Here is a 14,456-nt window from a genome sequence, read left to right on the forward strand (position 1 = left end):
GACACAACACACCATGGCTATCTGGCTCAACAAGGACAGCAAGGTCATCGTCCAGGGCATGACCGGCGCCACTGGCATGAAGCACACCAAGCTCATGCTCGGTGACGGCACCAACGTCGTGGGCGGCGTCAACCCGCGCAAGGCCGGTCAGAAGGTCGACTTCGACGGCACCGAGGTACCGGTCTTCGGCACCGTCAAGGAGGCCATCGAGGCCACCGGCGCCAACGTCTCCGTCATCTTCGTGCCGGAGAAGTTCACCAAGGACGCGGTCGTCGAGGCCATCGACGCCGAGATCCCGCTGGCCGTCGTGATCACCGAGGGCATCGCCGTGCACGACTCGGCGTCGTTCTGGGCGTACGCCGGCAAGAAGGGCAACAAGACCCGGATCATCGGCCCGAACTGCCCCGGCATCATCACCGTCGGCCAGTCCAACGTCGGCATCATCCCGGGCGACATCACCAAGCCGGGCCGTATCGGCCTGGTCTCGAAGTCCGGCACGCTGACGTACCAGATGATGTACGAGCTGCGGGACATCGGCTTCTCGACCGCCGTCGGCATCGGTGGCGACCCGATCATCGGCACCACGCACATCGACGCGCTCGCCGCGTTCGAGGCCGACCCCGACACCGACCTGATCGTCATGATCGGTGAGATCGGCGGCGACGCCGAGGAGCGGGCCGCGGACTTCATCGCGAAGAACGTGACCAAGCCGGTCGTCGGCTACGTCGCTGGCTTCACCGCCCCCGAGGGCAAGACCATGGGCCACGCCGGTGCCATCGTCTCCGGTTCGTCGGGCACCGCCCAGGCGAAGAAGGAGGCCCTGGAGGCCGCGGGCGTCAAGGTCGGCAAGACCCCGACGGAGACGGCGAAGCTGGCGCGCGAGATCCTCGCCGGCTGAACGACTCCGTGACTGTGCGCCGGTAGGCCCGTTCCCCGGGGTGGGGGCGGGCCTACCGGCGTTTGCGCCGGCCACGCCGAGTGGGCGCCGCCCGCGCCCACCCGTGCCGCCCCAGCGGCACGACTGCCCGCGGCTGGGCAGCGTCCGACCGCACTACCTCGGCACCGGCACCAATCTCTCCGGCCCCTTCTCGACCGCCCTCCGCAGCTTCTGCCGCAACGCCAGCTCCCCCTCCGACAGCGGCCCCAGCCCCGCCTCCGGCGGCACCCCGCTGATCGCCTGGGCCGGGCCGATCGGCGCCTCGTAGTGGGTCGGCGCCGTCCGCAGCGTCAACGTCGTCGCCGCGATGATCGTCGCCGTGAAGGCGAGCGCGGAGCGGGTCCAGAAGCGGGTCCGGCGTTCGGCGCAGGTCCGCACGGTGGGCGGCTGGGCCGCCCCCAGGCGCTCGGCCGAGGCCAGTTCGGCGAGCCGCCGGTGCAGCGCGGCGGGGTCGGCGAGTTCCGGCACCCGGTCGGCGACCAGCCGCCGCGCCCGGGTCAGCCGGCCGGCGGCCGCCGGTGTGCTCGCCTCCGTCTCCGCCGCCGTCTCCGGCAGGTCGAGGCCGATGCCGTCGTACAGCAGCAGCGTCCGGCGGTACGTCGGCGGCAGCTTCAGCAGCGCGTCCAGCAGGGCGCGGTCGGCCGCGTCGGCCGGCGGCGACTCGGGGTGGCGGTGGCGCAGCCGGAAGCGGTGCCAGGGGGAGAGCGCGCACTCGTGCGCCACCGCCCGCACCCAGCCGGCGGGGTCCCGGTCACGGGCCACCTCCGGCCAGTTCTGCCATGCCACTTGGAAGGCCCGTTCGACCGCCTCCTGTGCCAGCTCCCGGCGCCCGGTGAGCAGGTAGGTCTGCCGTACCAGGGCCGGGGCGCAGAACGCGTAGAGCGCGTCGAAGGCCTGAGCAGGCGTCAGGGCCGGGGAGGAGGCGGCCTCGTCGGTGGGGGCAGGACTCCGCGTCACCATGCGTATCTTCCTATCTATCTGCTCTATCTGCCAAAAAAACACATAAACGTATATTGAGCGACACTACGGTGGTTCGCCTGTTACGCCGGAAAAGCGCGTGTCGTTGGGAGCATGGCGAGCGTGATTCGGATGACCGCCCGCCGACCGTCGTTGTCCCTGTTGCTCAGGCCGGTCCGCGACCGGGTGCGCGACCGTTCCCCCGGCTTCGCGGCGAGCCTGGCGGCCGGTGCGCTCGCGGCCGGGCTCGGGCTCGGCGCGTTCGCGGTACTGGCGATCGCCCTGTGGGTCAGCTCGCCGTATCCCGACAGCGGTCCGGGCGGCGCGCTGCACGTCGCGGCGGCCCTGTGGCTGCTCGCCCACGGCGTCGACCTGGTCCGCACCGGCACCCTCTCCGGCGCCCCGGCCCCGGTCGGCGTCACGCCGTTGCTGCTGGTGGCGGTGCCGGTGCTGCTCGTGTACCGGGGGGCGCGGGACGCCGTGGACGCGGCGGACCCGACGGACGGCGACGACGCCGACGCGCCGCCGCCGGTCCGCGCCCCCACCGCGTGGGCCGGCGTCGTCACCGGCTACCTCGGCGTGGGCGGGTGCGCCGCGCTCTACGCGTCCGGCGGGGAACTGCGGCCCGCGTGGGGCTGGGTGACGGTGTGTCTGCCGCTGCTCGTCACGGGTGCGGCGGGCGGCGGGGTGTGGACGGCGTACGGCCGTCCGCGCGGGCCGCTGCTGGCCCTGGCCGCGCTGCTGCCGGGCCCGGTGCTCCGGCGGCTGCGCGGCCGGGACACCACGGTGCGGTGGGGTACGGCGGTGCGCGCGTCCCTCGCCGGGGCGGCCGTGTTCTTCGGCGGCGGGACCCTGTTGCTCGCGGTGTCGCTGGTGGGGCACGGGGACGCGGCGCGGACCTCGTTCCTGCAGCTGACGGAGGGGTGGACGGGCCGGTTCGCGGTGCTGTTGCTCTGCGTCTGCCTCATCCCCAACGCGGCGGTGTGGTCGGCGTCGTACGCCGTCGGTCCCGGCTTCGCGCTCGGCGCCGGACATGTGGTGAACCCGCTGGCGTCGCATCCGGCGCCGCTTCTGCCGCCCTTCCCGCTGCTGGCGGCGGTGCCGGACGCCGGGCCGGGCACGCCGGCCGACTGGCCGGCCGTGGCGGTGCCGGTGGCGGCCGGGGTGACGGTGGCGTGGTTCGTGGTGGGCAGGGCGGTCCGGCGCGGATGGACGGGCGGCCGCACGGCCGGGGTGGTGGCGCTGGCGGCGGTGCTGTGCGGGCTGCTGCAGGCGGCGCTCGCCGAACTGGCCGGCGGTCCGCTGGGCGTCGCGGCGCTCGTCCGCTTCGGCCCCCTGTGGTGGCAGACGGGCGCGGCGACCGGAGCCTGGCTCCTCGTGGTGGGCATCCCCACCGCGTCGGCGCTGCGGGCGTGGCGCGTCCGGAGCCGGCGCTCCGCGCAGCCGGACCCCACCAGCAGGACGGCCCCGGCGCCGGCCCCGGCCCCGAGACCGGCACCGGTCCCGCCCCCGGACCCCGAAGACGCCTACGACCTTCTCCCCGCCGACGACCCCCTCCCCGCCGACGACCACCTTCCCCCGCCCGCGCCCCGTCCGGTCGCCGGAGCGCCCCTCACCTCCACCGACCCACCCGAACCGGCCGCAGAGGAGCAGGACGCCCGGAAGGGAGGCGGGGCCCTCGGCTGAGAGCGGCCGGGGTGCGCCGGGCGGAGGCGGACGGAGCCCGGAACCGCACGGCCGCGGCGCCCGCGGGCCCCGGCTGGGTCAGCTGTTCGCGCTGCCCAGGAAGGGACGGAGGTGCTCGGGGAGCAGGTGGTCGCAGGACTGTCTGGCCTCGTTGGTCAGGGCGTCCGAGACGCAGGTGTAGTAGTCGCGGTAGACCATCTGGACGGTGAAGTTCGCCGCCACCAGGGCGAGCGCCAGGGACGCCGTGACCAGGCCGCTGATCGCCGCCGTCGTCTGGGGGCGGCCGGCGGCGGTCTCGTCGGCGCCGCGCGGCTTCGCGCGCAGCGCGCTGACGCCCCAGTAGACCGCGGGCGCCCCCAGCAGCAGGGCCACGTACGGCCAGCCGAAGAGCACGAAGAAGAAGGCCCACATGCCGCACAGCAGGGCGTAGCGGGCACGCCGCTGGACCGGGTCCGTGGGGTCCCAGCGCATGCCGGGGCCGCCGGGCCCGCCGTCCTGACCGCCCCCGCCGGGGCCGCCGCCCTCGGGACGGCGGTCACCGAAGCCGCCGGACTGCCGTCCGGGCTGGCGGTCGCTCCACTGGCTGCCCCAGGGCGATCCCTGACCGCCCTCACCGTCACCGTCACCTTCGCCGGCGGGACGGCGCGGCCGCCACGGCGAGTCCGGTGTGCCCTCCGGGGGCGGGGCGAACGGGTTGTCGTCCCGCTGATCGCCCTTCGGCCGGTCCGAGGGCGCGTCCGGCGGCGAGGCCGGCCGCTCCCGCAACAGCACGGCGGAACGCGTCCCGACCTGTACCGACTGCGGGGGGAGCATGCGAAGTCCCTGGCTGCGGTCCGGCATCAACTGAGCGTCTTCCCCTAGATCGACTACGACTGGTGAGTACAGCTGGTGGGTACGGCGTGGTGCGTACGGCCGGTGGGTGCGACCGACGAACACCACTGCTCGGTACGGCTGAGCAGTGCGGCGGACGAACGGCCGGTCACCTGATGAACGCGTCGTGCCCCGGACGCGTTCCCGCCGCGCCACCCCCGCAGACGCTACCTTCCGGCCACGCCCCCGTCCCGTGGGGGCCGCCCGGTGTGCCGGTATCGTTGCTGACGGTCGGCTGCTTCGTAGACTTCCCCGTATCCCGGGGCGCGAAGCACTCGTACGAATGTACAAACCGTTGCGAGACCGGCCGCCGTACCGACGCTCCCCCGAGAAAGGGCCCCGCCGTGGCCGCCAAGCCCGTGGCCAAGCGCCTCGTCGTGCTGGTCTCCGGATCCGGCACCAACCTCCAGGCGCTGCTCGACGCGATCGCCGAGACCGGCGTCGAGGCCTACGGCGCCCAGGTCGTCGCCGTGGGTGCCGACCGCGACGGCATCGAGGGGCTGGCGCGTGCCGAGCGCGCCGGCGTCCCGACCTTCGTGACCAGGGTGAAGGACTTCGCGACCCGGGACGAGTGGGACCGGGCGCTGGCCGAGGCCGTCGCCGCCCACGAGCCGGACCTCGTCGTCTCCGCCGGGTTCATGAAGATCCTCGGCAAGGAGTTCCTGGCGCGGTTCGGGGGGCGGACCGTCAACACCCACCCCGCCCTGCTGCCCAGCTTCCCGGGGGCCCACGGCGTACGCGACGCGCTCGCGTACGGCGCCAAGGTCACCGGCTGCACCGTCCACTTCGTCGACGACGGCGTCGACACCGGGCCGATCATCGCTCAGGGCGTGGTGGAGGTCCGGGACGAGGACGACGAGAGCGCTCTGCACGAGCGCATCAAGGACGTCGAGCGAAGGCTGCTCGTCGAGGTCGTGGGGCGGATCGCCCGCAACGGCCACCGCATTGAGGGACGAAAGGTAGTTATCCAGTGACCGCCGAGAGCACTGTCACGGCCGAGAGCGGCAAGCGGGCCATCCGTCGCGCGCTCGTCAGCGTCTATGACAAGACCGGACTCGAAGAGCTCGCCCGTGGACTGCACGAGGCCGGTGTCGCGCTCGTCTCCACCGGCTCCACCGCCTCCCGGATCGCCGCCGCCGGCGTCCCCGTCACCAAGGTCGAGGAGCTCACCGGCTTCCCGGAGTGCCTGGACGGCCGGGTCAAGACCCTGCACCCGAAGGTGCACGCCGGGATCCTCGCCGACCTGCGTCTGGACAGCCACCGCGAGCAGCTCGAGGAGCTCGGCGTCGAGCCGTTCGACCTCGTCGTCGTCAACCTCTACCCGTTCCGCGAGACCGTCGCCTCCGGCGCCACCCCGGACGAGTGCGTCGAGCAGATCGACATCGGCGGCCCCTCGATGGTCCGCGCCGCCGCCAAGAACCACCCCTCGGTCGCCGTCGTCACCAGCCCGCGGCGGTACGCCGACGTCCTCGCCGCCGTCGCCGAGGGCGGCTTCGACCTCGCCACCCGCAAGCGGCTCGCCGCCGAGGCGTTCCAGCACACCGCGGCGTACGACGTGGCGGTCGCCTCCTGGTTCGCCTCGGAGTACGCGCCGGTCGACGAGTCGCGGTTCCCGGACTTCCTGGGCGCCACCTGGGAGCGCGAGAACACCCTGCGCTACGGCGAGAACCCGCACCAGCCCGCCGCGCTCTACGTCGACCCGAGCGGCGGCGGCCTCGCCAGGGCCGAGCAGCTGCACGGCAAGGAGATGTCGTACAACAACTACACGGACACGGACGCCGCGCGCCGTGCCGCGTACGACCACGACGAGCCGTGCGTCGCGATCATCAAGCACGCCAACCCCTGTGGCATCGCGGTCGGTTCGGACGTCGCCGAGGCGCACCGCAAGGCGCACGCCTGCGACCCGCTGTCCGCGTTCGGCGGGGTCATCGCCGTCAACCGGCCGGTGAGCCGGGAGATGGCCGAGCAGGTGGCCGAGATCTTCACCGAGGTCATCGTCGCGCCCGACTACGAGGACGGCGCCCTCGAAGCGCTCGCCAAGAAGAAGAACATCCGGGTCCTGAAGGCGCCGGGCGCCCCGGCGAACCCCGTCGAGGTCAAGCCCGTCGACGGCGGTGTGCTGCTCCAGGTCACCGACCGCCTCCAGGCCGACGGCGACGACCCGGCCCACTGGACCCTCGCGACCGGCGAGGCGCTCGCCCCCGAGGAGCTGGCCGAGCTCGCCTTCGCCTGGAGGGCCTGCCGGGCCGTGAAGTCCAACGCCATCCTGCTCGCCAAGGACGGCGCCTCGGTGGGCGTCGGCATGGGCCAGGTCAACCGCGTCGACTCGGCGAAGCTGGCGGTCGAGCGGGCCGGTGCGGAGCGGGCGCGCGGCTCCTACGCCGCCTCCGACGCGTTCTTCCCGTTCCCCGACGGCCTGGAGATCCTCACCGCGGCCGGCGTCAAGGCCGTGGTGCAGCCCGGCGGTTCGGTCCGTGACGAACTGGTCGTCGAGGCCGCGAAGAAGGCGGGCGTCACCATGTACTTCACGGGGACGCGGCACTTCTTCCACTGAGCCTGAGCCTGAGCCGCGACCGCGCGGCCGGACACACGAGGGCCGTGTCTCCCCCGGGAGACACGGCCCTCGACGTGCGTACGACCGCTCAGTTGCTGCGGATCACGATCGTGCCGCAGACCTTGTCGGCGAACGTCTGGCGCTTGGAGTCCCACGCCGGCCACAGCCAGCCCAGGTAGCAGGCGAGGCTGTCCAGGACGTGCGCGATACGGCGCACGAAGGCCATGCCGACGCCGATCGGCTGCCCGGTGGCCTCCTTGACCAGGCGGATGCCCAGCGCCTTCTTGCCGATCGTCTGGCCGGTACGGCCCTCCTGGATCAGCTGCCAGATCGCGAGGCCCAGGAACGCGAGGCCGCCGATGATGCCCAGCACCGCCGCCTTGCTGCTGAAGAGCACCAGGATGTACGGCACCAGGAAGACCAGACCGTCGACCAGGGTGCCCAGGAAGCGCTGGCCCCAGTTCGCGTACGGCGGCGTCGCGCCGTACCCCTGCTGCGGGTAGCCGTAGCCGCCCTGCTGCGGGTAGCCGGGCTGCTGCTGGGGGTAGCCGTAGCCCTGCTGCGGCGGCACGCCCTGCGGGGCCTGCTGGTAGCCGGGCTGACCCTGCTGCGGGTAGCCGTAGCCGGGCTGACCCTGCTGCGGGTTCTGCGGCTGACCGTAGGGGTTGTTGGGCGAGCCGAAACTCATGGCGGTCTTCCTCCGTTGGACCTGCGGGGACGACGCGGACAGGGACGGAGGTACGTCATGAACTGAGCGGTTTGCCCCCCAACCGGACCGCGATACTGCGCCGCTCATCGTCAAGTACCGCGGAGTGGTTGTCCAGTCCGATTAGCGAGGTGTTGTGCAAGTGCAACATCATCGATCATGAACGCACACCCGACTGGAACCGGGAGACCGGCATCCGCGAGGATGGACCCATGACCGCCCAGATTCTCGATGGCAAGGCCACCGCAGCCGCGATCAAGTCCGATCTGACCGCCCGCGTGGCGGCCCTGAAGGAGAAGGGTGTCACGCCCGGCCTCGGCACGATCCTGGTCGGGGACGACCCCGGCAGCCAGAAGTACGTCGCCGGCAAGCACCGCGACTGCGCGCAGGTCGGCCTCGCCTCCATCCAGCGTGAACTCCCGGCCACCGCGACCCAGGAGGAGATCGAGGCGGTCGTCCGCGAACTCAACGACGACCCCGCCTGCACCGGCTACATCGTCCAGCTGCCGCTGCCCAAGGGCATCGACGAGAACCGCATCCTGGAGCTGATGGACCCGGACAAGGACGCGGACGGCCTGCACCCGATGAACCTCGGCCGGCTGGTGCTCGGCGAGCCCGCCCCGCTGCCCTGCACCCCGAACGGCGTGCTCACCCTGCTGCGCCGCCACGGCGTCGAGATCAAGGGTGCCGAGGTCGTGGTCGTCGGCCGCGGCGTGACCATCGGGCGTCCGATGCCGCTGCTGCTCACCCGGCGCAGCGAGAACGCGACGGTCACGCAGTGCCACACCGGTACGCGGGACCTCTCGGCGCACCTCAGGCGCGCGGACATCATCGTCGCCGCGGCCGGCTCCCCGCACCTGATCCGTCCCGAGGACGTCAAGCCGGGCGCCGCCGTCCTCGACGTCGGTGTCTCCCGCAACGCGGACGGCAAGATCGTCGGCGACGTCCACCCCGGGGTCGCCGAGGTCGCCGGGTGGCTCTCCCCGAACCCCGGCGGTGTCGGGCCGATGACCAGGGCGCAGCTGCTGGTGAACGTGGTCGAGGCGGCGGAGCGCAGTGTCGGCTGAGCAGGCGCACGACGACGAGCTGACCGTCCGCGACGCGATCAGCGCCCCGGACGCGCAGGGGCGGCCCCGGCGGACCACGCGCCGCTTCCCGCTGTTCACCCGGGACACGGCACGCCCCGAAGGGGGCGGCCGGGCCGCGTCGGGTGATCTGCCGGCGCCCGCCCGGCAGTGGCCGATCCTGATCGTGCTGGCGACCGTCGCGGTCGGTTTGCTGCTGACCTCGCTGGACCAGTTCCGGGTGGGGGCGCTGCTGATCGGGGCGGCGCTGCTGGCCGGGGGCGTGATGCGGTGGATGCTCCCGAGCGTCGGGATGCTGGCCGTCCGGTCGCGGTTCACCGACATCGTGACGTACGGGGTGCTGGGGCTGGTGATCGTGCTGCTGGCGCTGATGGCGCAGCCGAAGCCGTGGCTGGTGATCCCCTACCTGAAGGACACCCTGCACTTCACGATGAGGAGCTAGGGGCCGTCGGGGACCCAGGGCGTGGCCCGCACCTCCCCCGGTGGGTGCGGGCCTGCTTCCCCCCGGGTTCGAAAGTAGAGATCCGGCGGGTCCGGCGAATCCCACCCGCGATTGAACCGTCTACAACTTCCGCGGTACGTCCGCCGACTGACTCGGTCGCTTCGGGCCCCGCGTTACGCTGCGGCGATGCGACCGCGCACCCCGCCCCCGCTCGCCGTCGACACGCTGATCGCGTGCATGACGGTCGTGACGGCCGTGTTGCTGGGGCGGGAGTCGCCCGCCCAGGGCTGGCCGCCGCTGGACGCGCGCGCCTACGCGCTGGTCGGTCTCGCGCATCTGCCCACCGCGCTGCGGGGGCGGTGGCCGCTCCAGGTGTTCGCCGTCGTGCAGGGCGCGTCGATCGTCTACATCGGCTTCGGCTACTGGCCCGTGGTGTGCAGCTTCGGTTCCATGCTGGCGCTGTACACGGTCGCGTCCGTGCGACCGGTGCGGATCGCCGTCGGCTGTGCCGTGTGCATGGCGGGGACGTGGCTGTACGGCGGGCTCGTCACCGCACGCTCCTCGATGCCCTCCGTCGTCATGCAGGCGCTGCTCTACTGCACGGTGCTGCTCTGGTTCGGGCACCTCGCCCAGCGCTCCGGTGAACTCACCCGGCGGCTGCGGGCCGAGCAGGCCGAGCGGGCGCGGCGCGCGGTGGCGGAGGAACGCGGGCGGATAGCACGGGAGTTGCACGACGTCGTCGCCCACCACATGTCGGTGATCTCGGTGCAGGCCGGGCTGGCGAGATTCGTCTTCGAGTCGGACCCCGGCAAGGCACGGGACGCCCTCGGCACCATCGCGGACACCAGCGGCGAGGCCCTGGAGGAGCTGCGGCGCATGCTCCAGGTGCTGCGCGAACAGGACCCGGAGGCCGCCGAGCGGGCCCCGATGCCGACCCTGGAGCGGCTGGCCGAACTCGTCGAACGGGTGCGCAGCGGCGGACTGTCCGTCGCGTACACCGTCGAGGGCGAGCCCCGCCCGCTGCCGCCCGGCGTCGAACTGTGCGCCTACCGCGTCGTCCAGGAGGCGCTCACCAACGTCCTCAAACACGCCGGCCACGCGCACGCGCGCGTGCTGCTGCGGTACGACCCACACGAGCTGACCGTGTCCGTCCTCGACGACGGGGAGGGGGTGAATCCGGACAGAGTGCGAACAGGCGCAGGCCACGGCTTGATTGGCATGCGCGAGCGGGCCAAGCTCTACGGCGGGACGATCGGTGTCGGCCCGCGCTCCGAGGGCGGCTTCGCGGTCGAGCTGACCCTGCCGACCTCGGCCGCACTCGCACGGCGGGGGGACGACCGTACCGGATGACCAGAGTGCTCGTGGTCGACGACCAGTTCCTCATCCGCGCGGGTCTGGTGGGGCTGCTGGAGGCCGCTCCCGGGTTCGAGGTGGCCGGCGAGGCCGGGGACGGCGCGGAGGCGGTGCGGCTGGCCGCCGAGACCCGGCCCGACGTGGTCCTGATGGACATCCGGATGCCGGGCCTGAACGGCATCGAGGCCACCGAGCGCATCCTCGCCGAGGCGACCGGACCGGCGCCCCGGGTCCTCGTGCTCACCACCTTCGACCTCGACGAGTACGTGTACGGCGCCCTGCGTGCCGGCGCCGCGGGATTCCTCCTCAAGGACTCCGGCCCCGAACGGCTGCTGGCCGCCGTCACCGCGGTGGACGGCGGTGACGCCCTGTTCGCGCCCAGCGTCACCCGGCGCCTGGTCGAGGCGTTCGCCCGGCAGCGCGGCCCCGACCCCGGCGCCGGACCGCCGCCCGACCTCCAGGTGCTGACCTCCCGCGAGATCGAGGTCCTCACACTCACCGCCCGCGGCCTGTCCAACCTGGAGATCGCCGACCGGCTCTACATCAGCGAGGCGACCGTGAAGACCCACCTCAACCGCACCATGAGCAAGCTCGACCTGGGCAGCCGGGCGCAGGCGGTGGTGGTGGCGTACGAGACGGGACTGGTGACGCCGGGCCGCCACGGTGGCTGAGACCGCGCGGCGGCCCGTCCCGCCGGCCGTCCGCACGGCGGCAGCCTGTGGGGAACCATTGAGGCGCCCGGCGTCGTCACCCGCTCCGGACGGGTGACGTACTCGCGACGGACTGGCGGCGAGGCAAGCCGTGGAGGTGTGTGATGGGCGGCTGGCAGCCGCTGCCCCAGGGGCTCCCGCCGGAGGTGCGGCACTTCGTGGCGCAGCTGCGGCTCCTCAAGGACGACACCGGACTCAGCCTGGTCGCGCTGGGTGCCCGGACCGCGTACAGCAAGTCCTCCTGGCAGCGGTACCTCAACGCCGTCCAGCCGCCGCCGCGGCAGGCCGTGGTCGCGCTGTGCCGGGTCGCGGGCCTGGCCGGCGCGGACGCCGAACGGCACGCCGTGCGCTGGGAACTGGCCGTCCAGGCCTGGCCGCGCCCGGCGACCGCGCCGGACCGCCCGCCGGGCACCGAGGAGTACGAGGACGACCCGACCCTCCCCTGGTGGGACCGCCCGGAGCCGGAACCCGCCGCGCACCCGCACGTGCGGCTGCTGCTCCTCGCGATCGTGCTGTTGCTCGTGCTGCTCCTGGTGGCGGTCACCGCAGTCGTGGTTCACGGGTGAACCGAGGCCCCTGTGACCTGGGAGGTCACGACCGGATGACCGCTGTGTCGATGTGTTGACAAATCGGCGGGCAGGTCGCCGTGTCACCTCGCGACCGGGCTAACGTGTCCAGGCGGGGGCGGCGGGCCGGAGGCCCGTCGGACCCGGGCGGGTCGGCGTGCGACGGTGCAGAGGGGGAGCAATGCCTCGGTGGAAGGCCCTGCCGGATGAACTCGATCCGCAGGTCAAGGAGTTCACCACCCAGCTGCGGCGGCTCGTGGACCGCGGCGGGCTGAGTGTCGCGGCACTGTCCGACCGCACGGGCTACAGCAGGACGTCCTGGGAGCGGTACCTGGGCGGCCGGCTGCTGGCACCCAAGGGTGCGGTCGTCGCGCTCGCCGAGGTCACCGGTACCGACCCCGTCCACCTGACCACCATGTGGGAGCTGGCCGAGCGGGCCTGGAGCCGTTCGGAGATGCGCCACGACATGACCATGGAGGCGATCCGGATCTCCCAGGCGCGGGCCGCGCTCGGCGAGTTCGGGGCGCCGCCGGCCACGTCCGGCCCCGCCGCCGGGGGCAGGGCGCCGCGGCGCGCGGGCGGCGCCGTCGCGATGTCGGGAATCGCCGGACCCGCGGGGGTCTCGCCCACCATCCCGCCCCAGCCGACGGCCCCCGACGCCGACCGCCGCGACCGGCAGGGGACGGGCGCGCGGGGGACGGGCGCGCGGGGACCGGCCGCGCCCCGGGGACCGGTGCCGCCGGGAGAGGACAGGCGCCGGCGGCTGACCATGTTCCTCGCCGGGGTCGTCGGGGCGGCCGTGGTCGTCGCCGGCGTCCTCTTCCTCACCGGCGACGGCGACGGCGGGAGGAAGAACCAGGGCACGGGCACCTCCGCCGCCCCGTCGGCGACCGCGGGCACCCGCCTGCCGGCCGGGGTCAAGTGCGCGGGCGCCGGCTGCACCGGCAAGGACGCGGAGGCCATGGGATGCAGCGGTGACCTCGCGACCACCGTGCGGACCCTCGCCGTCGGCGCGACCACCCTGGAGGTCCGGTACAGCAGGACCTGCGGTGCCGCCTGGGGCCGTATCACCGGCGCCGCCCGGGGCGACTCGGTCCGGCTCACCGCCGGTACGGTCACGGAGCGCGGCGACATCACGGCCACCGGCGACACCATCGCGTACACGCCGATGGTGGCGGTGCGGGACGCGACGGCGGCGAAGGCCTGCGCCACGCTGGCGTCGGGGCGGACGGCGTGCACCTCGTAGAAAACCGCGGCGTCCGGGATTGCCGCGCCGGATCCCGGGCAGGCGAACGGTAACCCCCACGGGAGTCCGGTCACCGGCACCCCCGGATGGCGGCCGACCTGTCCCACCCTCTCCCGGACGGGCGGCCGCCTCTTTTGCTGTGGGGTGAGCCACACCCACCCCTCCACCTCCGGCATCGGCGATGCGCGATAGCCTGACCGGTGGATCTCTTGATACCAAGAGATCGATCATTTGTACGTCCGCACCCCAGGGCACCCAGGGCAAGGACGCCCACCGCCAGCTGTCATACGGAGAACGCCATGACCCGCACTCCCGTGAACGTCACCGTCACCGGCGCGGCCGGCCAGATCGGTTACGCCCTGCTCTTCCGCATCGCCTCCGGCCAGCTGCTCGGCGCGGACGTGCCGGTCCGGCTCCGCCTCCTGGAGATCACCCCGGCGCTCAAGGCCGCCGAGGGCACCGCGATGGAGCTCGACGACTGCGCCTTCCCGCTGCTCCAGGGCATCGACATCTCCGACGACCCGAACGTCGCGTTCGACGGCGCCAACGTCGCCCTCCTCGTCGGCGCCCGCCCCCGCACCAAGGGCATGGAGCGCGGCGACCTCCTGGAGGCCAACGGCGGCATCTTCAAGCCCCAGGGCAAGGCCATCAACGACCACGCCGCGGACGACATCAAGGTCCTGGTCGTCGGCAACCCGGCCAACACCAACGCGCTGATCGCCCAGGCCGCCGCCCCGGACGTACCGGCCGAGCGCTTCACCGCGATGACCCGCCTCGACCACAACCGCGCGCTGACCCAGCTCGCGAAGAAGACGGGCTCGACGGTCGCCGACATCAAGCGCCTGACCATCTGGGGCAACCACTCCGCCACCCAGTACCCCGACATCTTCCACGCCACGGTCGCCGGCAAGAACGCCGCCGAGGTCGTGAACGACGAGAAGTGGCTGGCCGAGGAGTTCATCCCGACCGTCGCCAAGCGCGGCGCGGCCATCATCGAGGCCCGCGGCGCGTCCTCGGCGGCCTCCGCCGCCAACGCCGCGATCGACCACGTCCACACCTGGGTCAACGGCACCGCCGACGGCGACTGGACCTCCATGGGCATCCCGTCCGACGGCTCCTACGGCGTCCCGGAGGGCCTGATCTCCTCCTTCCCGGTCACCACCAAGGACGGCCGGTACGAGATCGTCCAGGGCCTGGAGATCAGCGACTTCTCGCGCGCCCGCATCGACGCGTCGGTGCAGGAGCTCACGGAGGAGCGCGAGGCGGTCCGCGCCCTCGGCCTCATCTGAGCCCCCCGGCACCCCGCGGGCCCCGTTCCGGACTCCTCCGGAACGGGGCCCGTTC

Annotated in this window: 14 protein-coding genes; 11 read left to right on the forward strand and 3 right to left on the reverse strand. The window is 73.2% G+C overall.

Annotated features, from left to right (window positions below; genetic code table 11):
* The first annotated feature begins 13 nt into the window (after nucleotides 1–13).
* A complete protein-coding gene (sucD, locus tag AB0G52_RS30680) occupies nucleotides 14–898 on the forward strand; it encodes a succinate--CoA ligase subunit alpha (protein WP_046733150.1) in 885 nt (294 codons plus the stop codon).
* A gap of 153 nt (nucleotides 899–1,051) precedes the next feature.
* Here the strand turns inward: sucD and AB0G52_RS30685 are convergent, their stop codons facing one another.
* The gene (locus AB0G52_RS30685; RefSeq protein WP_361340661.1) at nucleotides 1,052–1,897 is read right to left on the reverse strand and encodes a sigma factor-like helix-turn-helix DNA-binding protein; all 846 of its coding nucleotides are present in this window, start codon (nucleotides 1,895–1,897) and stop codon (nucleotides 1,052–1,054) included.
* A 111-nt stretch (nucleotides 1,898–2,008) separates the two neighbouring features.
* Between AB0G52_RS30685 and AB0G52_RS30690 the strand changes: the two genes are divergently transcribed.
* A complete protein-coding gene (locus AB0G52_RS30690; RefSeq protein ID WP_361340669.1) occupies nucleotides 2,009–3,580 on the forward strand; it encodes a DUF6350 family protein in 1,572 nt (523 codons plus the stop codon).
* Nucleotides 3,581–3,658: 78 nt separating this feature from the next.
* Here the strand turns inward: AB0G52_RS30690 and AB0G52_RS30695 are convergent, their stop codons facing one another.
* The gene (locus AB0G52_RS30695; protein ID WP_361340671.1) at nucleotides 3,659–4,420 is read right to left on the reverse strand and encodes a hypothetical protein; all 762 of its coding nucleotides are present in this window, start codon (nucleotides 4,418–4,420) and stop codon (nucleotides 3,659–3,661) included.
* A 374-nt stretch (nucleotides 4,421–4,794) separates the two neighbouring features.
* Between AB0G52_RS30695 and purN the strand changes: the two genes are divergently transcribed.
* Nucleotides 4,795–5,424 (forward strand): phosphoribosylglycinamide formyltransferase, encoded by a 630-nt coding sequence (gene purN, locus AB0G52_RS30700; RefSeq protein WP_132892938.1) that lies wholly within the window; start codon nucleotides 4,795–4,797, stop codon nucleotides 5,422–5,424.
* Entirely contained in the window at nucleotides 5,421–7,004 is a 1,584-nt protein-coding gene (gene purH / locus AB0G52_RS30705; protein WP_361340674.1) for a bifunctional phosphoribosylaminoimidazolecarboxamide formyltransferase/IMP cyclohydrolase, read from the forward strand. Before purN ends, purH begins: the two co-directional genes overlap by 4 nt.
* An 88-nt stretch (nucleotides 7,005–7,092) precedes the next feature.
* Here the strand turns inward: purH and AB0G52_RS30710 are convergent, their stop codons facing one another.
* On the reverse strand, nucleotides 7,093–7,692 hold the full coding sequence (locus AB0G52_RS30710) for an RDD family protein (RefSeq protein ID WP_132892935.1): 600 nt from the start codon (nucleotides 7,690–7,692) through the stop codon (nucleotides 7,093–7,095).
* Between the two features lie 230 nt (nucleotides 7,693–7,922).
* On the opposite strand from AB0G52_RS30710, the gene AB0G52_RS30715 reads away from it, so the two are divergent.
* From AB0G52_RS30715 to AB0G52_RS30745, 7 genes are all read left to right on the forward strand, one after another.
* A complete protein-coding gene (locus AB0G52_RS30715; RefSeq protein ID WP_132892933.1) occupies nucleotides 7,923–8,777 on the forward strand; it encodes a bifunctional methylenetetrahydrofolate dehydrogenase/methenyltetrahydrofolate cyclohydrolase in 855 nt (284 codons plus the stop codon).
* Nucleotides 8,767–9,237 (forward strand): DUF3017 domain-containing protein, encoded by a 471-nt coding sequence (locus AB0G52_RS30720; protein WP_132892931.1) that lies wholly within the window; start codon nucleotides 8,767–8,769, stop codon nucleotides 9,235–9,237. The genes AB0G52_RS30715 and AB0G52_RS30720 overlap by 11 nt, the downstream gene beginning before the upstream one ends.
* A 186-nt stretch (nucleotides 9,238–9,423) precedes the next feature.
* Nucleotides 9,424–10,587 carry a sensor histidine kinase gene (locus AB0G52_RS30725; RefSeq protein ID WP_361340678.1) on the forward strand — a complete coding sequence of 388 codons (1,164 nt, stop codon included), beginning with the start codon at nucleotides 9,424–9,426 and terminating at the stop codon, nucleotides 10,585–10,587.
* Complete coding sequence (locus AB0G52_RS30730) at nucleotides 10,584–11,261, forward strand: response regulator transcription factor (RefSeq protein ID WP_132892928.1); 678 nt, start codon at nucleotides 10,584–10,586, stop codon at nucleotides 11,259–11,261. Before AB0G52_RS30725 ends, AB0G52_RS30730 begins: the two co-directional genes overlap by 4 nt.
* A gap of 143 nt (nucleotides 11,262–11,404) precedes the next feature.
* A complete protein-coding gene (locus AB0G52_RS30735; protein WP_361340682.1) occupies nucleotides 11,405–11,866 on the forward strand; it encodes a helix-turn-helix transcriptional regulator in 462 nt (153 codons plus the stop codon).
* A 181-nt stretch (nucleotides 11,867–12,047) separates the two neighbouring features.
* Nucleotides 12,048–13,112: a DUF2690 domain-containing protein gene (locus tag AB0G52_RS30740; protein WP_361340685.1), complete on the forward strand. Its 1,065-nt coding sequence runs from the start codon at nucleotides 12,048–12,050 to the stop codon at nucleotides 13,110–13,112.
* A 299-nt stretch (nucleotides 13,113–13,411) separates the two neighbouring features.
* Nucleotides 13,412–14,401 (forward strand): malate dehydrogenase, encoded by a 990-nt coding sequence (locus AB0G52_RS30745; RefSeq protein ID WP_132892922.1) that lies wholly within the window; start codon nucleotides 13,412–13,414, stop codon nucleotides 14,399–14,401.
* Nucleotides 14,402–14,456 lie beyond the last annotated feature (55 nt).

The organism is Streptomyces sp. NPDC021562, assembly GCF_040640875.1.
In the GTDB taxonomy this organism is placed as follows: domain Bacteria; phylum Actinomycetota; class Actinomycetes; order Streptomycetales; family Streptomycetaceae; genus Streptomyces.